Source organism: Bacillus sp. Marseille-Q3570, assembly GCF_946151055.1.
Lineage (GTDB): Bacteria > Bacillota > Bacilli > Bacillales > Fictibacillaceae > Pseudalkalibacillus.
The window spans coordinates 239,831-258,760 of record NZ_CAMGYZ010000001.1; the positions used below are offsets into that span (position 1 = coordinate 239,831).

Sequence of the window (18,930 nt, forward strand, 5' to 3'; positions counted from 1 at the left end):
ACTTATCGTAACAAAATATGTGAAACCGGTACAATCGTCTAGTCCGCCTACTAGACGAATGCATATAGTATGGGTGAATGGCTTATTAGGGATAGGGGGACATCGGAATGTCAGATGGATTTGGTAAGGGGTTCATCTTACTCGTTGTTTTGTTCGTGCTATTAGTGATTATCGGTATTACCGTCTATTCAGGATACCACGGCTAAACTATACATCGGCAAAGCCAACACTTTGACGCAGGCTAAGCTTTAGTTGCTCTAATACTGAAAAAAGTATTTTATACTTTCTTCAGTATAAAAAAACTTAACAATGCCTAAGTGAAAGTAATGAAAGGCTGACCAGCGCAATCATACCGATGCCCGGTCAGCCTTTCTCTAATTCCAAAGTAAAATCGCATTATTACACATTTTGTTCAGTAAATTCGTAACGACCTTCGTTCAGAATCTTTTTGACCATTTCTTGTATAGATCCAGCATCGACGTCATTGAATAATGCTGCAAATTGCTGTTCATCATTTATGTAGACACGGTGTCGTTTTACATAAGCTGGATTTGTCTTAAGAGCCAATAAGGCAACGATCTCCCGTAAATGGATGATCCGACCATCCATCTCAAAGAGTTCTTCTGTTTCAAAACTCGATAATTCCGAGATTTTCTCGTCGAAGTATCTTACATACAAAACAGCTAATGTCTTTTCAGATTTGCCATCCCGGAAAGTCACTTCAGAGCGGTTGAAAAACTCCTCTGGGGAATTCGATTTTGACTTTTCAAGTTCTGTTCCAGTTATGGAAGTAATAATCATGTTTATTCCTCCTTATCATTAGATATCACAGATTCAAAATTCTCAAAGAACAAATCTGCTTCGTCTTCGATGGAACCCTCCTCAAATTGTTCAGGTAATTTCGGCAAGTCCTCTTTCGACTTCAATCCAAAGTATTCAAGAAACTCTTTTGTCGTACCGTATAAAATCGCACGACCTGTTCCTTCTGCCCTACCGACTTCCTTAACCAGATGTTTAGCTGCAAGTGTCTGAAGCGGCTTTTCCGTTTTCACACCACGAATGTCCTCGATTTCAGCACGTGTGATCGGTTGTTTGTATGCGACGATGGCAAGGGTTTCAAGAGCCGCCTGGGATAACGAACTGGTGGTAGGCGATTCAACAAACCTTTCATAATAAGAAATATGTTTCGCTTTTGTCGTAAATTGATATGCTCCTGCAATTTCGACAATTTCAATTCCTCGGTCGTCAGCCTGGTAATCTCCAATCATTTCCTCTATGAGTCCCTCTGCTTCAGAAAGCTCGATTTGAAGAATATCAGCAGTCTGTTTCCCATCTAACCCCTCATCACCGACGACAAAAAGCAGACCTTCAATCACAGCTTTTTGCTCATTTCTTGTCGTCAACTAATATCCTCCTCCATCAAGTGAATTGAAATTTCATTAAAGTTCTCATCTTGTTCGCAACGGATCTGTCGTGTTTTCATCAATTCAAGAACCGCCAGGAAAGTGACTACCATATGGTCTTTACTCGGATATGGAAAGAGACTTTGGAACGTTTGCCTGCCTTTTCGAAAACGGAGTTCAGTAACGATTTCTGACATACGTTTGTCAATTGGTATTTCCTGACGATCAATTTTCGTTGTCGGAGTTTTCTTCGTCTTCTTTTTATCAAATAGAGATTGGAACGCACCGACTAGATCATAGATCGTCATATTGGAAACAGGATTGACCGGTTCTTGTTTTGCCTCAAAATGATCAAGATTGCTTGGCGGTTTTGAAAAGGTCAGGCTCCTCTTACTCTCGTGTTCTCGTAGATAGGATGAAGCTTCTTTAAATTTACGATACTCAATAAGTCGGCGTACCAACTCATCCCTGGGATCCTCGTCCATCTCCATTTCGAGCTGGTGATCAAACTCATCTTCTTCATGTTTTGGGAGTAATGTTTTACTTTTGATTGCAATTAGCGTAGCAGCCATAACAAGGTATTCACTAGCGATATCCAGTTGGAGCTCCTGCATCGTATGTATATACTCTAAGTATTGTTCCGTAATCTTAGCGACTGGAATATCATAAATATCGATCTCGTAACGGTTGATCAAATGAAGCAATAAATCAAGTGGTCCTTCAAATGTATCCAATCGTACGTTATATTGGGTCATGTCATCCACCATTTTCACATTCTAGTATGTAGGGATTCATACTTTATAAAACTCTGTATAAAACATATAGCTTTATAAGTATGAAATATGACGATATTATAGCATACAGCAGGGTCAGCCACAATTTGGTTTTACAAGCAATGTCTACGTAACCTTTACAATCAATAATCGGCTTTCTGAAGTGCTTTTTTGTCAGATTGTCATGTATGATAAACTTGAACTACTTTAATTGGAGGTATCTTTCCATGTATCCAAAGCCATATGTAGATTTTTTAGTACATTTTCATGGACTCCGGGATTATTTTGAATGTCATGAAATTTTAGAAGAACATTGGAAATCGATTCCGAATCCCGAGGCGAAAAAACATTGGGTCGGACTTATTCAAATAGCCGTATCTCTCTACCACCAACGAAGACAAAATTATTCAGGTGCTTTACGAATGATGAGAAGTGCTTTACACATCATCGAGACAGAAAAGAACGAAATCGAAGCACTTGGTTTAGACGCTAGCCAATTACAGGAACAAATCTCCAGAAGGGTTGAAGCTATTGAAAATAAACAACCTTATGAAAGCCTCAACTTGCCTATTAAAGACAAGAGCTTGATCACTTTATGTGAGGTAGAATGTAAGAATATCGGTTGCACATATGGTCTGCCAAGTGATTTGAAGAATGAATTTCTTCTCCATAAACATACACTTCGTGATCGCCAGGAAGTCATTGATGAACGATTAGCACAGAAAAATCTCAGAAAAAAGAAACGGGAAGGGTGATCCTTACCGTTTCTTTCTAGTCGTTCTCAAGTTTGACTTCTTCTTCACACTTCTCAAAGAAGGAGCTTGTTTCTTCATTCGCAGTCAATTGATAGTTATCTTTAAGTATTTTTTTCAGTGCATCTACCATCTTTTTTCCGATACCTTGATGGCGATGTGAAGGATTGACACTGACATGCTGAAGTTCAGCTGTACCATTGTCCATTTTCAATCCGATGATTCCGATGATGTCTTCTCCTTCTTTCCACAGAAACAGTTGATGATCAGATTCAATTTCATATTGCTTGACTGTTTGTTGCAGCTTTTTGACGTCTTTCTGATTCGGCATGAATGACAGAAGACCCATTGCGATTTTTTCATAGTTTCGTTTATAACGAATTAGCATAAATTCTCCCTCATTAGCGAATTAACTTTCCAACAAGTGACAACATCAAGAGGAAAGCAACGATGATACATACAATGATCAGAATACGTTCTTGCTTTTTATTCTTCTGGTTCGTCATCTTTCTCAGCCTCTCTTCTTAACAGACCTTGCCTATTCCGACTCTGTTTCCAAAAGTGTTTGGAATCATATCAGGTTTCAGCAAAGCCTATCAGAAAAGTTCATGATGTCCAAAGTCATTTATATTATAGACGAAATTTGATGACTTTGCTAATTTTGCTCTTCATTATGATTAAATTAACGAGTTTATTAATCTTTTTCCATACCTGGTATGATTTATTCAATGTACAGTTAAAAGTTTTTATTTATTGAAAGAACGACACAGATTACCCATTTCAATAGCTGATACAGCTGCTTCCCAGCCTTTATTGCCTGCTTTCGTACCTGCACGTTCTACTGCTTGCTCAATCGAGTCAGTCGTCAGAACACCGAAGATGACAGGTGTCCCTGAATTCAATGAAAGGCTTGAAACTCCTTTTGCTACTTCATTACAGACATAATCAAAATGTGGTGTAGAACCTCGAATTACAGTTCCTAAGGTAATAACTGCGTCATATTTGTCGGACTCGACCATCTTTTTTGCGATCAATGGAATTTCGAATGCACCTGGTACCCAAGCTACATCGATGTCTTGTTCATTGATACCATGTCGCTTCAAAGCGTCTTCTGCACCTGACAGCAGTTTACCTGTAATGAATTCATTGAATCGTCCTACCACAATTCCTACTTTCAATCCTGTTCCAACTAAATTTCCTTCGAATGTTGTTCCCATTATTAGAGCCTCCTGGTTAGTTATTGAATGATATGGTGACCTATTCCACTAGCTTTAATTAGGTTGACCAACCCTACCACTTAAAAGTGAAGCATATGACCCAATTTACTATGCTTTGTTCTTAAATACCTCTCGTTTTCATCTCGATGTGGCATCTGGATCGGAACTCGATCGACGACTTCTAATCCATATCCGCTCAATCCTTTGATTTTACGAGGATTGTTGGTTAAAAGATTCATTTTCGTTATTCCGAGATCCCTTAGAATCTGAGCGCCAATTCCGTAATCCCGAAGATCAGGAGCAAAACCTAGTTTTTCATTTGCTTCGACTGTGTCCAATCCTTCTTCTTGAAGCTTATAAGCTTTCATTTTATTCAGCAGTCCGATCCCTCTGCCTTCTTGTCGCATGTAGAGCAGAACACCGCTCCCCTCCTCCTCAATCTGAGCAAGTGCTGCGTGGAGCTGCGGACCACAGTCACAGCGATAAGATCCGAATACATCACCCGTCAGACACTCTGAATGGACCCGGACCAGTGTCGGTTCATCTGGAATGATTTCACCTTTTACAAGTGCTACGTGTTCTTTTTGATCGAGAATGTTCGAATAACCGATGGCTCGGAATTCGCCAAATTCTGTAGGCATTTTGATCTCGATTTCTTTCTTCACAAGCTTATCTTTACGGTTTCGATACTGGATCAGATCTTTGATCGTAATCATCTTCAAATCATAGTCATCCGCAATCTCACGAAGCTGGGGCACTCGTGCCATCGTACCGTCTTCATTCATGATTTCGCATATTACACCAGCAGGTTCAGCACCGGAAAGGCGAGCAAGATCGATCGCAGCTTCTGTATGCCCTGCTCTTCTTAAGACTCCTCCCTGTTTCGCAATTAAAGGAAAGACATGCCCCGGACGCTTGAAATCAGCAGGTACTGCATTCGGATCTAACAGTGCTTTCATCGTTGCTGCACGCTCTTGTGCTGAAATCCCCGTCGTAGCCGATTTATGATCTATACTAACTGTGAACGCTGTCCCGTGGGGATCCGTATTTTGATTCACCATCGGATTAAGTTCCAATTTTTGAGCCATTTGTTCTGTAATCGGTGTACAAACCAGTCCTCGCCCATGTGTAACCATGAAATTCACGATTTCTGGTGTCACCCGATCTGCCAGTGCAATGAAGTCCCCCTCATTCTCTCGGTCTTCGTCATCACAAACGATGACAATTTTCCCTTGCATCAATTCGTATATCGCTTCTTCTATTGGATCGAACATTTGCCATCACCATCCTGTATTGATCAGAATCCATGTTCTGTCAAAAATTCTTCAGTCAGCCTACCTGATTTCGTTTCGTTTGTTCTTTTTTGCAACAAGTTATCCATGTATTTTACGAGCATGTCACATTCGATATTTACGAGATCACCTATATTTTTCTTTCCCAATACCGATTCTTCCACCGTATGTGGAATAAGCGAAAGGATAAACGTGGTCTCTGTGACACCGAAGATCGTGAGGCTAGTACCATCGACTGCCACGGAGCCTTTGTTCATGAAATAGGGTTGAAGTTCTTCAGGCGCTTTAATTTCATAATAAATCGCATTTTGTTTCCGTGTTTTATTGACGATTTCTCCAACACCATCGATATGTCCAGATACAAAATGACCCCCGAATCTCCCACTTGCAGCCATAGCACGCTCAAGGTTCACCCCATCACCTGAACCTGATGATCTTAGGTTCGTATGCCGTAACGTTTCTGGCATCACATCGACTGTAAAAGATGTTGGTTCATAAGAAGTGACAGTCAAGCATATTCCGTTTACTGAAATACTGTCACCCAGATGAACATCCTGAAGGACCTTTTCAGCTTCGATATGAATGACATAACCATCCGCAGATTCTTTGACTGATTGTATTTTTCCAATTTCTTCAATAATTCCTGTAAACATTAAGATCTCTCCTTCGGGATCGAAACGATTTTGAGGTCTTTCCCGATTTTTTCATAGGATACCATTTCGAGTTCCATAGCATCAGAAATCCGTTCAATTCCTTCACCGCCTATGATCGATGGACTTGCTGCTCCGCCGATCAGCATTGGGGCAAGATAGGTTACCACTTGTTGAAACGCCTTTTCATTAATGAAGCTTGCATGGACCGTTCCACCGCCTTCTACAAAAAGGGAAGTGATTTTTTCTTCTGAAAGACGTTCCAGTACTGCAAGTATTGTTATTTTCTCTTCATTCATCTTTAAAATTCGGATGTTATCATTTTGCATCGATTGAATTTCTGTTTCAGAAACTTGACTGCCTGTCACAACCCAAGTTTGTGCTTTTCTATCGTTCAAAACCTTGGATTGGGCAGGGATACGAAGATGAGTATCGAGAATTATACGGATCGGGTTCTTGCCCCCTGAAGGAAGTCTGGTTGTCAGAGATGGGTCATCCTTTATGATTGTATTGACTCCAACAAGGATCGCATCGTGTTCATGCCGATATCGATGCACATCCAGCCTCGCCTCCGCTCCAGTGATCCATTTACTATGACCCGTTTTGGTCGCAATCTTCCCATCGATACTAGATGCCGATTTCAATGTAACGAAAGGCAGATTAGTCGTCATGTAATGGTTGAAGAATGGATTCAATTCAATTGCATGCTTTTCATTCAAGCCTACATGGACCTCAAGACCAGCATCCCTCAAGCGTTGTATGCCTCTTCCAGCAACTAAAGGATTCGGGTCTGTCGTCGCTATATAAATGGTTTTTATTCCTCGTTCTATGACAAGATCAGCGCAAGGCGGGGTCTTCCCATGATGGCTGCAAGGCTCCAGTGTCACATACATTGTTGCACCTTTCGCTTTATCACCAGCCATTTGTAACGCGTGGACTTCTGCATGCCCTTCCCCTGCTTTCAAATGTGCACCTAATCCGACCATCTCTCCCTTGTTGACGACCACAGCACCCACTCTGGGATTGGGAGCAGTCTGCCCGGCTGTGTGTTTAGCCATTTCAATAGCCAAATTCATATAACTGGCGTGTTCCATAGAACCTCCTCTTTCCTCATTGCCGATGGGATGACTTTTATTATAAAAACTGTTTTCGCAAACAATTATAAAAAAGAAAAACCCCGAAAGATGCAATTAAGCATGTTCGGGGTTTGTGTGCATTAGAAATAAACCTCGCTTTTTTCACACTGAACGATTGTTCAGAAAAAACGAGTAGAAATAGAAGCAGATGGATTGCTCTGTTCATAGAATCCGCACATTGTCCAGGATAACCAGTAATATCGAATGCCAAATTAAACCCAGGCACCCTGACGAATTCGGGTCGCTTTGAGATTCTCCTCTACTTTCCATTATGAATTCCTTCTCCCATCCAGACTATACTGTCGGCTTCGGACTTGCACCGAATCCACCGTTACTGTGAGCAACGGGTCACGGACTGAAAAGCAAAATGACTTTATCACCGCCGGTTGGGAATTTCACCCTACCCCGAAGGAAATATTTTTGATTGTACTTACATGTTACTCTTAATTTTTCGGTTAAGCAAGAAAAAGGTGATATATGAACAAAAACGAAGAAATCGAGCCTATAAAGAAAACTTGGCAAAGCCAAGCCTTAGGCGCAGGCTGAGCTTTAGTTGCACTTATAGTGAAGAAAGTATTTTATACTTCCTTTAAATGTAAAAAGATCAACCCACAAGGAGTCGATCTTTTCACTCTGTTTTTATTCTTCCCACACTTTGACTTCTTTCATTACATCGCCATTTTGTGTACGTAACACTGAATCCAGCCCTTCTGTCACCTGACCGAAAACTGTATGTACACCGTCTAAATGCGGCTGGTTTTCATGAACGATGAAGAATTGGCTTCCACCTGTGTTTTTCCCTGCATGCGCCATCGATAATGCACCTGGCTTATGTTGATGTGGATTTCCTTCCGTCTCACAATCGATCGTGTACCCCGGACCGCCAGTTCCTGTTCCTTGTGGGCAGCCTCCTTGAGAGACGAAGCCAGGAATGACACGGTGGAAAGTAAGTCCATTATAGAATCCTTCATTTGCAAGTTTTTCAAAGTTCGCAACTGTATTAGGTGCTTCCTCAGGAAAAAAATCAATCAAGATTTTTTCGCCATTTTCAAATTCAATACTTCCTTTTTTCATTTTAAATCCTCCTCTACAACAAGTAGTTCCATTGTATGTCTTTTCTATAGAGAAGTAAAGGGAAACCCCTGTTGCGTACAGGGGTTATGAGCTTGATACGAGTGTTTTTTTAAGTGGTCTATCGTGTTGTACCAAATCTTGATATGACTCTCTTTGGACGACTAGCTGCGCTTCTTCATTTTCCACGAAAACGACTGCAGGTCTAGGTAATCTATTGTAGTTGTTCGCCATTGCATAACCATATGCTCCCGTACAGAACATCGCTAAAATATCTCCCTGTGACGTTTTCGGAAGCTCGATGTCATGAATCAGCATATCTCCAGACTCACAGCATTTACCTGCAATCGAGACAGTCTGCATATTCTTCTGCTCCAGGCGGTTTGCAACGACAGCTTCATATTTTGCTTGATAAAGTGCCGGTCGAAGGTTATCTGTCATTCCACCATCGACCGCGACATAATTGCGGATACCTGGAATTCTTTTTTCCGATCCGATGGTATATAATGTCGTCCCTGCCTCACCAACCAACGAACGGCCCGGCTCGATCCAAATTTCCGGCATCTGGAGATCATGCTCCTCAACTTGCTTTTCAACTTCATCGATTAAAATGTCAAGGACATTTTCAATCGAAATCGACGTTTCATCTGAAGTATGAGCAATCCCGAACCCTCCGCCTAGATTGACGACTTCCGCATCAAAATCATTTGATCTTTTCCATTCTGAAAGTTGATCGAACACTTTTTGAACAGCCATTACGAAACCATCCGCCTCGAAAATCTGCGAACCGATGTGGCAATGTACACCGAGGACATCGAAATGATCTGAAGCAAGACACTCGAGTAATGCTTGATCTGCTTGTTTGCTTACAATATCAAAACCGAACTTGGAGTCTTCCTGCCCAGTCAGGATATAATCATGCGTATGGGCTTCAATACCAGGTGTTATCCTCAATAGGACAGGGATCACCTTGTTCATCTCTTTTCCTACTTGCTTCAACAAATCCAATTCGTAAAAGTTATCGACAACGATGCAGCCTACTCCCTCTTTAACAGCCATCTGAAGTTCTTCAAGAGTCTTGTTGTTCCCGTGAAAATGAATCTTTTCAGTCGGAAAGCCTGCTTGAAGTGCGGTGTAGAGTTCACCGGCTGATACGACATCAAGATATAGACCTTCCTCATCCATCACCTGGACAATTGCGACACTCGAGAAAGCTTTACTTGCATAAGCAACCTTTGCTTCAACGTTCCTCTTTTTAAAAACTGATTGAAAAGCCCGTGCTTGATCCCTGATCTTCGCCACATCATATACATAAAGCGGTGTGCCGAATTCTTTTGCTAAATCAATCGTATCTACACCGCCGATTTCCAAATGTCCGTGTCCATTCATTTTTCCAGTTCCTAAAAATGCCATTGATCATATTCTCCTCTCTCTATTTGGAGAGAGCGTATTAACTGATAAAAATACTAAAAACCAGCCTATGCAGTGGTACATAAAAACTGGTTTTCAACCCGTACCCTCATCAGTCGGAATAGCTCTCCACTACTTCAGTAGTGACAGTCCGTTACTTGTTCAGCAACGGCCCAGCAATCTTAATTGGGATTAAGTTTTGCTTCGGCAAATCGACCTTTCATTGTCCGTCATCGCCCCCCGGCTTTGAACAACTACTCATTCTCTCTGCGCCTCTACCCCATTACGTTGAATGAGGCAATTATTAAATTAAAAACTACTTTAGCATAACTGACCGTTTGAATCAACACCTGATTTCAAGCATCTGATTGCTTTTTATTCTGCTGTGGTCGCACAATACTTGGCCGGACCTTCGATAATGGCACAGACACTCTGATCAAAACCTGTAACAGAGCTTGCGGATTGAAAGGAATGAAAGGCCATAAATATGGGGTGTTCAAATTTTTGATACTGCTCATATAAAGCAATACCAAGGTACAGCCGATCATGAAGCCGGGGACATCAAAAAGGAAGACGAGTGTGATCAAAATCAACCTTACAATCTTATTGGCGACACTTAATTCATAACTCGGTGTTGAGAACGAGCCGATTGCAGCTAGTGCGACATACAGGATAACTTCCGAAACGAATAAGCCCACATCGATTGCAATTTGCCCGATCAATACAGCTGCAATCAATCCCATTGCCGTCGAAAGAGCTGATGGAGTATGGATTGCTGCCATCCTCAGCACGTCGATCCCCAATTCTGCAAAGAGGATTTGAAGATAAATCGGGACGTTCGAATCTTTATTCGGTCCAATGTAATTCAGATTATCCGGAAGTAAATTTTCGTTCAAGACGAACAACAACCATAACGGTATTAAGAAAATAGAGGTGAGCATACCTCCAAAACGAATCCATCTTAGAAAAGCACCAATCATCGGTGTTTGGCGATATTCTTCTGCGTGTTGAACGTGATGGAAAAATGTCGTAGGTGTAATGATCACACTAGGGGACGTATCTACGAATATAAGAACATGCCCTTCCAACAGATGCGTAGCTGCTACATCCGGCCGCTCTGTATATCGAACCAGAGGATAAGGGTTCCAGCCTTGCTTCACCAAAAACTCTTCCACTGTCTTATCAGCCATAGGGATACCATCGATTCGAATGCCTTTTAATTCTGTTCGGATTGTCTCGATCAATCCAGGATCGGCTACATCATCTAAATAAGAAATACAAACATCAGTTTTGGAACGATCTCCGACTTGCATGATTTCATTTCTCAAACGTTCATCCCTTAACCGCCGTCTGGTCAATGCTGTATTTTCTACAATATTTTCTGTATACCCGTCACGGGCACCACGGACGACTTTCTCGACATCTGGCTCTTCAGGTGAACGTCCTGGATAACTTCTTACATCGACGATGAAGCCTTCATTATGACCATCGATGATTACAGCTACTAATCCTGAAAGGACCCGGTCAATAACTTCATCCAGGTTTTTAACAGTAGATACCTGTTGATGCGCTAGATGATTTTTGATGACATCTTTCGCTTTAGAGCTTGTACGGTATTCATGATCAGCATCCAGTAATTCTTTTAAAAGCATGATGATGAATTCACTGTCACACAAACCTGTGCAGTAATAGATCTGGACTTCTTTATTCAAGATGTTCATTTTGCGGACACCGACGTCGAAGCTCTTTCCAATCCCCATCCTATCTTTCAGAAACTCTTCGTTCTCTGCAATTTTCTTATGAATCGGTGTTTCTTCTTTTTTGGGATGCATTCTGTGCACTCCTTTCTAAGATGAGTTGGACCGCTTGCCTTGTGATCGGGGCTCCTCTTTCAGCGGTATCGACACCATACATTTTACCGATATCTCCTATACCAACGATGAACGGAAGATCCAGTTCATCGAGTACGTAAACTGTGTCACCATCCAATCGGCCAAATTCCATATCTGGTAAACCGCTTTTATCCACACCATAAGCTGATAACTCACCGAAACGATCAATGCTTACATCCACGTGTGTCCACTCAGCCAGATGGGTCTTGGAGGCAACCGCTATTGCTCCGAGCACTTCGATGCCAGGATGATTTGCTACTTCGCGCATCGCCCTTTCTCCGGGACCTTCGCCGCGATATCCACAATCATCAAACATGACGAGCACTGGATCATATGGAGTTGAGAGGATCATTGTGACAAGCTCCTCTCCTGTTATCCTGGTCGGATTTCCCCAGGACTGGGAAATACAGCGCCCTCCAATGTCTTTGGCGACTTGCTCCACCGCTTTTAAAGCGTATAAATCTCCATCGGTAATCATGATGACTCGTTTTTTCATGTCCAATCATCCTTTAGGTTTAAAAAGAACAGCCACAATGAAACCGAAAAGTATAGCTGATGAGATTCCAGCAGATGTCAGCTGGAAAATCCCCATTGCAATCCCGATAAACCCATGCTCATCCGCTTCTGCCATCGCTCCATGAAGGAGGGAATGTCCGAAGCTTGTAATAGGAACTGTTGCCCCTGCACCTGCAAACTGGATCAATTTGTCGTAAAGACCGAATCCATCAAGTGCAGCACCTGCTACGACAAAGCTTGAGGTGACATGAGCAGGTGTAAGTTTAAAAATATCCATCAACAGCTGTCCTATTACACAAATGAGCCCACCTACCACAAAAGCAATAAAATACTCAACCATTCATACCACCTCCATCAGCAGCTTCCAGAACGACGCCATGGGCGATGGTAGGAATCGTTTCTTTCTGCTGGACCATTGTCGGATTCATCAAGGCCCCTGTGGCTACAACAAAGATTCGCTTCAGCTTCCCTTCCTTCAGTTCTTTGAGAAGATGTCCATATGTCACAACAGCTGAGCATGCACAGCCGCTTCCTCCAGCAAATACAGGCTGATCAGGGCGATACACCAATAATCCGCAATCCTGATGGTTGGAGGATAAATCATGATTTTTCTCTTGTAGCAATTGAAGTAGAATCGGTGAACCGACTGCTGAAAGGTCACCTGTGACGATCAAATCATAATCGCTTGACTTACGGCCTGTATCCGCCAGATGTGCAGCAATCGTATCCGCAGCAGCAGGAGCCATCGCTGACCCCATATCGAATGGGTCGGTAATACCTAGATCCATAACACGGCCGATAGTAGCCATTGTCACTTTGACCGGTGATGGTTGTGTACTGACGATCGATGCACCTGCCCCCGTTACCGTATAGGTCGCTGTATCTGGTTTTTGACCGCCATATTCGGTCGGATATCTGAATTGTCTCTCCGCAGTAGCATTGTGACTGCTGACCGCTGTCAGAACTGTATTGGCAAAATCCCCATCGATCAATGCAGAGGCTAAAGCCAGAGTTTCCATCGATGTAGAACAAGCTCCGAACATACCTAAGAAAGGAATCTGATTTTTACGTGCTGTGTAGTTGGCGATGACAGTCTGATTTATAAGATCTCCTGACAGAAACAAATCCATATCTTGTGGTGTTTTTCCGGATTTTTGCAAGCATATATCAATTGCTTGTTCCATTAAATGACGTTCTGCAAGTTCCCAATTTGCTTGTCCGCAATGGAGCTCATCGAACGTGATATCATAGGTTTCACTTAATGGTCCTGCCGCCTCATCCGGACCAACGGCAGTACCAGTTGCATTGATATATAAGGATTTTGAATATGTCCAAGTTTGTTTACCTGTAAGTTTCATTTTGTGTCTTATCCTCCTAGGCTTAAAATACCATCTGGAATAAATAACGGATCATACCGATCACATAGGCCGCGACAGCACCGAATACAATTACAGCTCCTGCCAGCTTGAAAAGGTTCGTTGCCACACCAAGAACGATTCCCTCACTTTTATGTTCCAGGGCAGCACTTGTTACTGCGTTTGCGAATCCCGTAACTGGAACAATGGACCCTGCCCCAGCAAATTGTCCGATCTTATCATAGATGCCGATTCCTGTCAGCAATGCTACAGCAAGTATCAGGGTTGCTACTGTCGGATTCCCTGCAGTCTTCTCCGTAAAATTGAAGAAGGTGATATAAAAGTTCGTTATTCCCTGTCCTATGGCACATATTAGGCCTCCAATCAGAAAGGCTTTTATACAATTCCATACATACGGAGGTTGTGGTTGTAAGGGTTTGATTTTGTCTTTATAAGCTTGTTGCTCTGGTGAAAGTTTGTTTTTACCCATTTCTTTACAGCTCCTTTTATATCTTTTAAAAATTACAGATGCACGAAGAAGATCCAATGGAATAGCGAACCTATTACTTTTCCGAACAGAATTGCCATCAGGAGTATGAGAACTTGTTCTTTGAATCCGACACGTTTCATCAAGATTGGAAGTACATTCAACACTTCTGTCAATGCAGCAGCCAGCATTCCGATAAATGTACCACTTGCAATACCAATCGGAATCAGAAACCATTGGCTAGAAGAGATGGTGAGATCCCTCAACCCATACCAACTTGATAATAAGACCCCTGCAATGATGCCGATTTCATAGCCTCTTAATTTTGAATATGTTTTTGTGATCTGCATCAGCCGTGGAATGATACCGAAAACCGTCAAAATTGCAACGAAACCTGCTCCTACTGCGAGGCCACCGCCTAAACCTATCAACATGACGATGATAATTTTAATGGTCATGAGCTTTCTTCTCGTTTTCTTTGTTCTCATTCATGATGACGTACTGATCCAGATCCTGTTGGTAATTGAACATTTCCACTTCAAGTGGACTTGGTTCTTCATTGAAACGTTTTTTGAAAATATGGTTGAAAAAGAGCACCATCCCTAGTCCAAGTCCTAAAGAATAAGGAACCTGTAATAGAAGCGGATAATCGTTCTTCCGTCCTGTGACCAGGTAATAGATCTTCTGGTGAACCTGCTGCATGCTGACATCCTCATGGAAATTCATAATCGCAAGTGCTGCACCAATGAATAACAAGAGCCAAACGACCACAAAATAAACCCCAGTAATTTTCGATTGCTTATACTGGACTTCTATGATCGTTTGAGGTGTACCGACAGTTTGAATATCCAAACTCGGAAATCGCTCTTTAATGGCCTTTAAAACTTTCATAAGATCGATGATAACGATGGTTTTATCTTCCACCGTGATTTTATGAACCGTCATATGACCAATTTCTTGAATGACATCATCAGGGCCGACGAGTTGGGCAAGTTCTTTGATTCGTATCGTCTGTCCAGGAGAAGCAAGAAGCCTATGCCGCATACGTAAATAAACCGCTTCAACTTCCAAAGAAAGTCCCCCCTTTATGCCAATTCGTTTATATGTAGTATGTTTCTTCCAAACCACTCTCATTCTGGATGCCCAATCTATCCAGTAATTACCTTTTAGGGAAAAACAGTCATAATAATTGAGGAACAAGGATGAAATGAAGAAAATTGTGTCAATGTGGAGAAAAAAGCGGTAGATAAAAGAGGAATTTACAGTTTTTGTTGCGGACTATAGTCAACAACTCTTCATTATCGACATGATTTTTTATTTTTTTATAGTGTTATTGTTGATTTAAGTGAAATTCAATAACGTGAACCAAATTACATATAAAATGTCAATCAATGGGCAGACCGTTGCTTGCAGGGAAGAGGTGATCCACGTGATTAGGTTGTTAACTGGACATTACTTATTTACGCACTCGATCATCGATGAAACCAAGTTGTACGAACCCGTTAACGGACACAGGAGACCTTATTTGACCAAAATAACTGGATTATTCATACTTAACGGACACCAGAGACCTTATTTCGCAAATATCATAGGAAATCAGCTGCTTTATTCACAAATAACGGCTCTGATGTCCGTTAACATAGCGGCTAGGCTTTCTTTTTCCCAGGTTCGTTTCACTTCAACTTACTCAGAAAGCAACAGTATTATTGTTACAAAAAAACCCGGATAGACGATTCATTCGTCCATCTGGGTTTTCATCTCACGGAGTATTTTCTTTTCCAGCCTGGAAACTTGCACTTGTGATATTCCAAGCCTTGTAGCTACCTCAGACTGCGTCTGATCTTTATAATATCTCAGATAGACGATCAATCTCTCCCGTTCATTCAGAGTCTGGATTGCATCTTTCAGAGCAATCTGATCAAACCACTTCGTATCACCCTGATCTGAAATTTGATCCAGCAATGTAATCGGATCTCCATCATTCTCATAAACGGTTTCATGAATCGATGATGGAGCACGGACAGCTTCCTGCGCCATCACGACATCTTCAGGACTGATCTCAAGCTTCATCGCAATTTCATTTACGGTTGGATTGCGGCCAAACTCTTTCGACAGTTCATCCCGCACTTTCCGAACTTTATTACCAAGTTCTTTTAAGGATCGGCTCACTTTGACTGTTCCATCATCCCTTATGAACCGCTGGATCTCACCAATGATCATCGGGACGGCATAGGTCGAAAATTTTACGTCATAACTAAGATCGAATTTATCTACAGATTTAAGCAGACCGATACTTCCAATTTGGAAAAGGTCATCCGGTTCGTACCCTCTGTTCAAAAAACGTTGGACAACAGACCAGACCAACCGCATGTTCTTCTCTACAATGGTATCTCTTGCTGTCTGATCGCCTTCCTGACTTCGTTGGATCAATTCTTTCATTTCCTTGTCATTGAGGTACGTGTTTTTTTTATCTTGTTTGACGTCCAAATCCATAGGCTATGCTCCTTAATTACAAAGCGCTTTGTGATTTGTCAAGTACTTCTTCAAACGGATGGTGGTGCCAAAGGCTCTTTCTGTTTCAATTTCGATTTGGTCCATGAAATTTTCCATGATTGTAAAACCCATTCCTGATCTTTCAAGTTCTGGCTTTGTCGTGAACAATGGCTGTCTAGCTTCATCCAGATCATCGATTCCGACTCCTTCATCACGGATCATCAATTCAACACAACCATCTTCTAATTTGCATTCGATATAAACCATTCCATCAGCGTTGTTATCGTATCCATGAATGATTGCATTCGTGACGGCCTCTGAAACGACAGTCTTGATTTCAGTCAATTCATCTACCGTAGGGTCGAGTTGGGCTATGAAGGATGCAACTGTGACCCTTGCAAATGATTCATTTTCACTACGTGCAGAGAATTCCATTTTCATGACATTTTTCATTACGCCACCCCCAGCGTGTGCAAAGCTTTTTGTTCACTATCCTCAAGACGGATGATTTTGAACATGCCTGACATCTCAAACAGTCTTTTTACAGAAGGGGAGATTGAACAAACAACCATTTCTCCTCCTTGACTTTTAATCAATTTATATCGTCCAAGGATTACCCCTAATCCTGAACTGTCCATAAAAGACAAGGCTTCTAAATTCAATACGATATCATGAATCTGATTTTCCTGAATCGTTTGATCAACTTCTGTTCGTAACTGTTCTGCTGTATGGTGGTCTAAGTCGCCAGCTAATCGAATACACAGTACACGGTCTTTAACTTTGAGTTTTACACTAAGACTCACTTACCTCTCCTCCTTCTTCTAGGTAGTGAGTCATTTCGATATTTTTATTATGGAATCCTTCTCGCTGACAAAACTAGTGTCGAATCGATTTATAATCTGATATTGCGAGTAAATTTACGGTGTTTGCGAAAACTTGCCTACCGTACGTTTGAAAAGCCCCCACCAATTCGCTGCTGCAACATTTTCGGATGCGACCAAAGGTGATTCAGTAACGGTTTTCCCATTGTTTCTGACCACAAGCGTTCCGAGACGGTCTCCTTTTTCAATTGGCATTTTCACTTGCTTATTGATTTTGATTTCCGTCGTGAGTTTCATCTTCTTCTCACCTTTTTTCATCAAAAGGGAGATCGGTTCTGAAGTCGCCATTTGAATCGTCTTCGATACACCTTTTTGGATCGGGATTTCATCGATCATCTGATGTCTTTCGTAGATCCTTTCCGTCTCATAATTCGCAAAGGCATAATCAAGCATCTGCGTCACTTGGGCGTTCCTTTCCTTTGTCGTCGGGGCTCCCATCACAACTGCAATAACACGCATATCGTCTTTTTTCGCTGTAGCAGTCAAACAATATTTAGCCTCGTTTGTATATCCAGTTTTCAACCCATCCACCCCAGGGTAGAATTTGACGAGTTTGTTCGTATTGACAAGCCAGAATTTTTTATCGGTGTTTTGACGCAGGTAATCCTCATATTTACCTGTGTAATTTGTTATCTGTTCATATTTCAATAGTTCTTTCGCCATCATTGCCATGTCTCTCGCTGTGCTGTAATGGTCTTTTTCCGGAAGTCCTGTCGCATTCTTAAAGTTGGTGTTCTTTAATCCCAGATCCTGTGCTTTTTCATTCATCATTTTTACGAAAGCATCGTTCGTCCCAGCGATGAACTCCCCAAGAGCGACAGAGGCATCGTTTCCGGATGCTAACGCAACTCCTTTAAGCATCTCTTCGACGGTCATGATTTCGCCTTCTTCAAGAAAAATTTGCGAGCCACCCATGGATGCAGCATATTCACTTGTTCGAACTTTGTCTTTCAGGTTGATTTTGCCTTTATGTAAAGCATCCATCACGAGAACCATTGTCATGATTTTCGTCATACTTGCAGGAGGAAGCTTTTCATCAGCATTTTTATCGAATAGTACTGTACCTGTATCTCTTTCAATCAAAATTGCAGAGGATGCTTTATCAGCAAGAGAATTGACTGTAACATGATCATCATTAGCAAATGCCGCTGGTGAAAGGACTGATAGCCCTATCACTGTCGCCATCATACATGTAAAAAAGCGTTTCATAGACATAATCCCTCCATTCTTAGTATTCTTATTTTTTCCAATTTGGTTTGGTTTATACTTTAGGAAGGGCAAAAAACGTTTTTTTGGGTTTTCGTAGCAGGGTTATAGACTAAATTTCATATTTTTAGAGTTATGAGGAGATTCTTTGGTCATCCAAACAATTTAGTCCTCTATTTCCGATAAATTCAGATTGAGCTCTACGACGGACGTAAGTTATCTCTACAAGTAAGGGGTATATCGCTGGAAAACTGAAATTATCTCTAAAACTTTAATTTTATCTCTACAACTCAAATTTTTGACATGAAATCGTTTCATCGTTGATCTCAAACCCAGCTATATTTTTTCATCATAAAAAAAGCCGCCCATAAGCTTTAAATTCAGCTTACGGGCAGC

The 18,930-nt window shown here is 41.6% G+C and carries 23 protein-coding genes and 2 riboswitches; of the genes, 2 read left to right on the forward strand and 21 right to left on the reverse strand.

Annotated elements, in window-relative coordinates; all coding sequences use genetic code 11:
• Positions 1-107: 107 nt before the first annotated feature.
• Entirely contained in the window at positions 108-206 is a 99-nt protein-coding gene (locus N8M93_RS01245) for a YjcZ family sporulation protein (protein WP_221565275.1), read from the forward strand.
• 193 nt (positions 207-399) lie between these two features.
• Here the strand turns inward: N8M93_RS01245 and N8M93_RS01250 are convergent, their stop codons facing one another.
• From N8M93_RS01250 to N8M93_RS01260, 3 genes are read right to left on the reverse strand one after another with little or no spacing between them, the layout of a single operon-like run.
• On the reverse strand, positions 400-801 hold the full coding sequence (locus N8M93_RS01250; protein ID WP_261129201.1) for a hypothetical protein: 402 nt from the start codon (positions 799-801) through the stop codon (positions 400-402).
• A 2-nt stretch (positions 802-803) separates the two neighbouring features.
• Positions 804-1,403: an SMC-Scp complex subunit ScpB gene (gene scpB / locus N8M93_RS01255; protein ID WP_261129203.1), complete on the reverse strand. Its 600-nt coding sequence runs from the start codon at positions 1,401-1,403 to the stop codon at positions 804-806.
• Positions 1,400-2,158, reverse strand: a complete 759-nt coding sequence (locus tag N8M93_RS01260) for a segregation/condensation protein A (protein WP_261129205.1) — start codon at positions 2,156-2,158, stop codon at positions 1,400-1,402. The genes scpB and N8M93_RS01260 overlap by 4 nt, the downstream gene beginning before the upstream one ends.
• Before the next feature lie 245 nt (positions 2,159-2,403).
• Here N8M93_RS01260 and N8M93_RS01265 point away from each other — a divergent pair, with 245 nt between their 5' ends.
• Positions 2,404-2,931, forward strand: coding sequence for a DUF309 domain-containing protein (locus tag N8M93_RS01265; RefSeq protein ID WP_261129206.1), 528 nt, complete (start codon positions 2,404-2,406; stop codon positions 2,929-2,931).
• Between the two features lie 16 nt (positions 2,932-2,947).
• Here N8M93_RS01265 and N8M93_RS01270 read toward each other — a convergent pair whose 3' ends face one another.
• The 18 genes from N8M93_RS01270 to N8M93_RS01355 form a co-directional block, all read right to left on the reverse strand.
• Positions 2,948-3,316, reverse strand: a complete 369-nt coding sequence (locus tag N8M93_RS01270; protein ID WP_261129208.1) for a GNAT family N-acetyltransferase — start codon at positions 3,314-3,316, stop codon at positions 2,948-2,950.
• Between the two features lie 358 nt (positions 3,317-3,674).
• Complete coding sequence (ribE, locus tag N8M93_RS01275; protein WP_261129210.1) at positions 3,675-4,145, reverse strand: 6,7-dimethyl-8-ribityllumazine synthase; 471 nt, start codon at positions 4,143-4,145, stop codon at positions 3,675-3,677.
• 80 nt (positions 4,146-4,225) lie between these two features.
• Positions 4,226-5,419 carry a bifunctional 3,4-dihydroxy-2-butanone-4-phosphate synthase/GTP cyclohydrolase II gene (locus tag N8M93_RS01280; RefSeq protein WP_261129212.1) on the reverse strand — a complete coding sequence of 398 codons (1,194 nt, stop codon included), beginning with the start codon at positions 5,417-5,419 and terminating at the stop codon, positions 4,226-4,228.
• Between the two features lie 23 nt (positions 5,420-5,442).
• Positions 5,443-6,090: a riboflavin synthase gene (gene ribE, locus N8M93_RS01285; RefSeq protein ID WP_261129214.1), complete on the reverse strand. Its 648-nt coding sequence runs from the start codon at positions 6,088-6,090 to the stop codon at positions 5,443-5,445.
• A complete protein-coding gene (gene ribD, locus N8M93_RS01290) occupies positions 6,090-7,181 on the reverse strand; it encodes a bifunctional diaminohydroxyphosphoribosylaminopyrimidine deaminase/5-amino-6-(5-phosphoribosylamino)uracil reductase RibD (protein ID WP_261129215.1) in 1,092 nt (363 codons plus the stop codon). Before ribD ends, ribE (N8M93_RS01285) begins: the two co-directional genes overlap by 1 nt.
• A 315-nt stretch (positions 7,182-7,496) precedes the next feature.
• A riboswitch (FMN riboswitch) is annotated at positions 7,497-7,640 on the reverse strand.
• Positions 7,641-7,862: 222 nt separating this feature from the next.
• The gene (locus N8M93_RS01295; protein ID WP_261129216.1) at positions 7,863-8,297 is read right to left on the reverse strand and encodes a peptidylprolyl isomerase; all 435 of its coding nucleotides are present in this window, start codon (positions 8,295-8,297) and stop codon (positions 7,863-7,865) included.
• An 84-nt stretch (positions 8,298-8,381) separates the two neighbouring features.
• Complete coding sequence (gene lysA / locus N8M93_RS01300) at positions 8,382-9,707, reverse strand: diaminopimelate decarboxylase (RefSeq protein WP_261129217.1); 1,326 nt, start codon at positions 9,705-9,707, stop codon at positions 8,382-8,384.
• Positions 9,708-9,818: 111 nt separating this feature from the next.
• Positions 9,819-9,990: riboswitch (Lysine riboswitch) on the reverse strand.
• Positions 9,991-10,060: 70 nt separating this feature from the next.
• Positions 10,061-11,536, reverse strand: a complete 1,476-nt coding sequence (locus N8M93_RS01305; RefSeq protein WP_261129218.1) for a spore germination protein — start codon at positions 11,534-11,536, stop codon at positions 10,061-10,063.
• Positions 11,502-12,092, reverse strand: coding sequence for a stage V sporulation protein AE (locus tag N8M93_RS01310; RefSeq protein WP_314728243.1), 591 nt, complete (start codon positions 12,090-12,092; stop codon positions 11,502-11,504). The genes N8M93_RS01305 and N8M93_RS01310 overlap by 35 nt, the downstream gene beginning before the upstream one ends.
• 6 nt (positions 12,093-12,098) lie before the next feature.
• Entirely contained in the window at positions 12,099-12,452 is a 354-nt protein-coding gene (spoVAE, locus tag N8M93_RS01315; RefSeq protein ID WP_261129226.1) for a stage V sporulation protein AE, read from the reverse strand.
• On the reverse strand, positions 12,445-13,470 hold the full coding sequence (spoVAD, locus tag N8M93_RS01320) for a stage V sporulation protein AD (RefSeq protein ID WP_261129228.1): 1,026 nt from the start codon (positions 13,468-13,470) through the stop codon (positions 12,445-12,447). The genes spoVAE and spoVAD overlap by 8 nt, the downstream gene beginning before the upstream one ends.
• Before the next feature lie 22 nt (positions 13,471-13,492).
• Entirely contained in the window at positions 13,493-13,957 is a 465-nt protein-coding gene (gene spoVAC, locus N8M93_RS01325; protein WP_261129230.1) for a stage V sporulation protein AC, read from the reverse strand.
• Between the two features lie 32 nt (positions 13,958-13,989).
• A complete protein-coding gene (locus N8M93_RS01330; RefSeq protein WP_261129231.1) occupies positions 13,990-14,412 on the reverse strand; it encodes a stage V sporulation protein AB in 423 nt (140 codons plus the stop codon).
• The gene (locus N8M93_RS01335) at positions 14,402-15,025 is read right to left on the reverse strand and encodes a stage V sporulation protein AA (protein ID WP_314728244.1); all 624 of its coding nucleotides are present in this window, start codon (positions 15,023-15,025) and stop codon (positions 14,402-14,404) included. The genes N8M93_RS01330 and N8M93_RS01335 overlap by 11 nt, the downstream gene beginning before the upstream one ends.
• 663 nt (positions 15,026-15,688) lie before the next feature.
• Positions 15,689-16,447 (reverse strand): RNA polymerase sporulation sigma factor SigF, encoded by a 759-nt coding sequence (gene sigF, locus N8M93_RS01340; RefSeq protein ID WP_261129233.1) that lies wholly within the window; start codon positions 16,445-16,447, stop codon positions 15,689-15,691.
• A gap of 12 nt (positions 16,448-16,459) precedes the next feature.
• The gene (gene spoIIAB / locus N8M93_RS01345; protein ID WP_261129236.1) at positions 16,460-16,900 is read right to left on the reverse strand and encodes an anti-sigma F factor; all 441 of its coding nucleotides are present in this window, start codon (positions 16,898-16,900) and stop codon (positions 16,460-16,462) included.
• Entirely contained in the window at positions 16,900-17,250 is a 351-nt protein-coding gene (gene spoIIAA / locus N8M93_RS01350; protein WP_261129238.1) for an anti-sigma F factor antagonist, read from the reverse strand. The genes spoIIAB and spoIIAA overlap by 1 nt, the downstream gene beginning before the upstream one ends.
• Positions 17,251-17,364: 114 nt before the next feature.
• Complete coding sequence (locus N8M93_RS01355) at positions 17,365-18,537, reverse strand: D-alanyl-D-alanine carboxypeptidase family protein (protein WP_261129240.1); 1,173 nt, start codon at positions 18,535-18,537, stop codon at positions 17,365-17,367.
• Positions 18,538-18,930 lie beyond the last annotated feature (393 nt).

Coding starts and splice junctions, on each gene's coding strand:
- N8M93_RS01305 (WP_261129218.1), bottom strand. CDS start 11,536: ATGCATCCCAAAAAAGAAGAAACACCGATTCATAAGAAAATTGCAGAG.
- sigF (WP_261129233.1), bottom strand. CDS start 16,447: ATGGATTTGGACGTCAAACAAGATAAAAAAAACACGTACCTCAATGAC.
- spoVAC (WP_261129230.1), bottom strand. CDS start 13,957: ATGGGTAAAAACAAACTTTCACCAGAGCAACAAGCTTATAAAGACAAA.
- N8M93_RS01310 (WP_314728243.1), bottom strand. CDS start 12,092: ATGAAAAAACGAGTCATCATGATTACCGATGGAGATTTATACGCTTTA.
- N8M93_RS01295 (WP_261129216.1), bottom strand. CDS start 8,297: ATGAAAAAAGGAAGTATTGAATTTGAAAATGGCGAAAAAATCTTGATT.
- N8M93_RS01250 (WP_261129201.1), bottom strand. CDS start 801: ATGATTATTACTTCCATAACTGGAACAGAACTTGAAAAGTCAAAATCG.
- N8M93_RS01355 (WP_261129240.1), bottom strand. CDS start 18,537: ATGAAACGCTTTTTTACATGTATGATGGCGACAGTGATAGGGCTATCA.
- ribE (WP_261129210.1), bottom strand. CDS start 4,145: ATGGGAACAACATTCGAAGGAAATTTAGTTGGAACAGGATTGAAAGTA.
- N8M93_RS01260 (WP_261129205.1), bottom strand. CDS start 2,158: ATGACCCAATATAACGTACGATTGGATACATTTGAAGGACCACTTGAT.
- spoVAD (WP_261129228.1), bottom strand. CDS start 13,470: ATGAAACTTACAGGTAAACAAACTTGGACATATTCAAAATCCTTATAT.
- ribD (WP_261129215.1), bottom strand. CDS start 7,181: ATGGAACACGCCAGTTATATGAATTTGGCTATTGAAATGGCTAAACAC.
- N8M93_RS01265 (WP_261129206.1), top strand. CDS start 2,404: ATGTATCCAAAGCCATATGTAGATTTTTTAGTACATTTTCATGGACTC.
- N8M93_RS01270 (WP_261129208.1), bottom strand. CDS start 3,316: ATGCTAATTCGTTATAAACGAAACTATGAAAAAATCGCAATGGGTCTT.
- spoVAE (WP_261129226.1), bottom strand. CDS start 12,452: ATGGTTGAGTATTTTATTGCTTTTGTGGTAGGTGGGCTCATTTGTGTA.
- N8M93_RS01280 (WP_261129212.1), bottom strand. CDS start 5,419: ATGTTCGATCCAATAGAAGAAGCGATATACGAATTGATGCAAGGGAAA.
- ribE (WP_261129214.1), bottom strand. CDS start 6,090: ATGTTTACAGGAATTATTGAAGAAATTGGAAAAATACAATCAGTCAAA.
- N8M93_RS01330 (WP_261129231.1), bottom strand. CDS start 14,412: ATGACCATTAAAATTATCATCGTCATGTTGATAGGTTTAGGCGGTGGC.
- lysA (WP_261129217.1), bottom strand. CDS start 9,707: ATGGCATTTTTAGGAACTGGAAAAATGAATGGACACGGACATTTGGAA.
- N8M93_RS01245 (WP_221565275.1), top strand. CDS start 108: ATGTCAGATGGATTTGGTAAGGGGTTCATCTTACTCGTTGTTTTGTTC.
- spoIIAB (WP_261129236.1), bottom strand. CDS start 16,900: ATGAAAAATGTCATGAAAATGGAATTCTCTGCACGTAGTGAAAATGAA.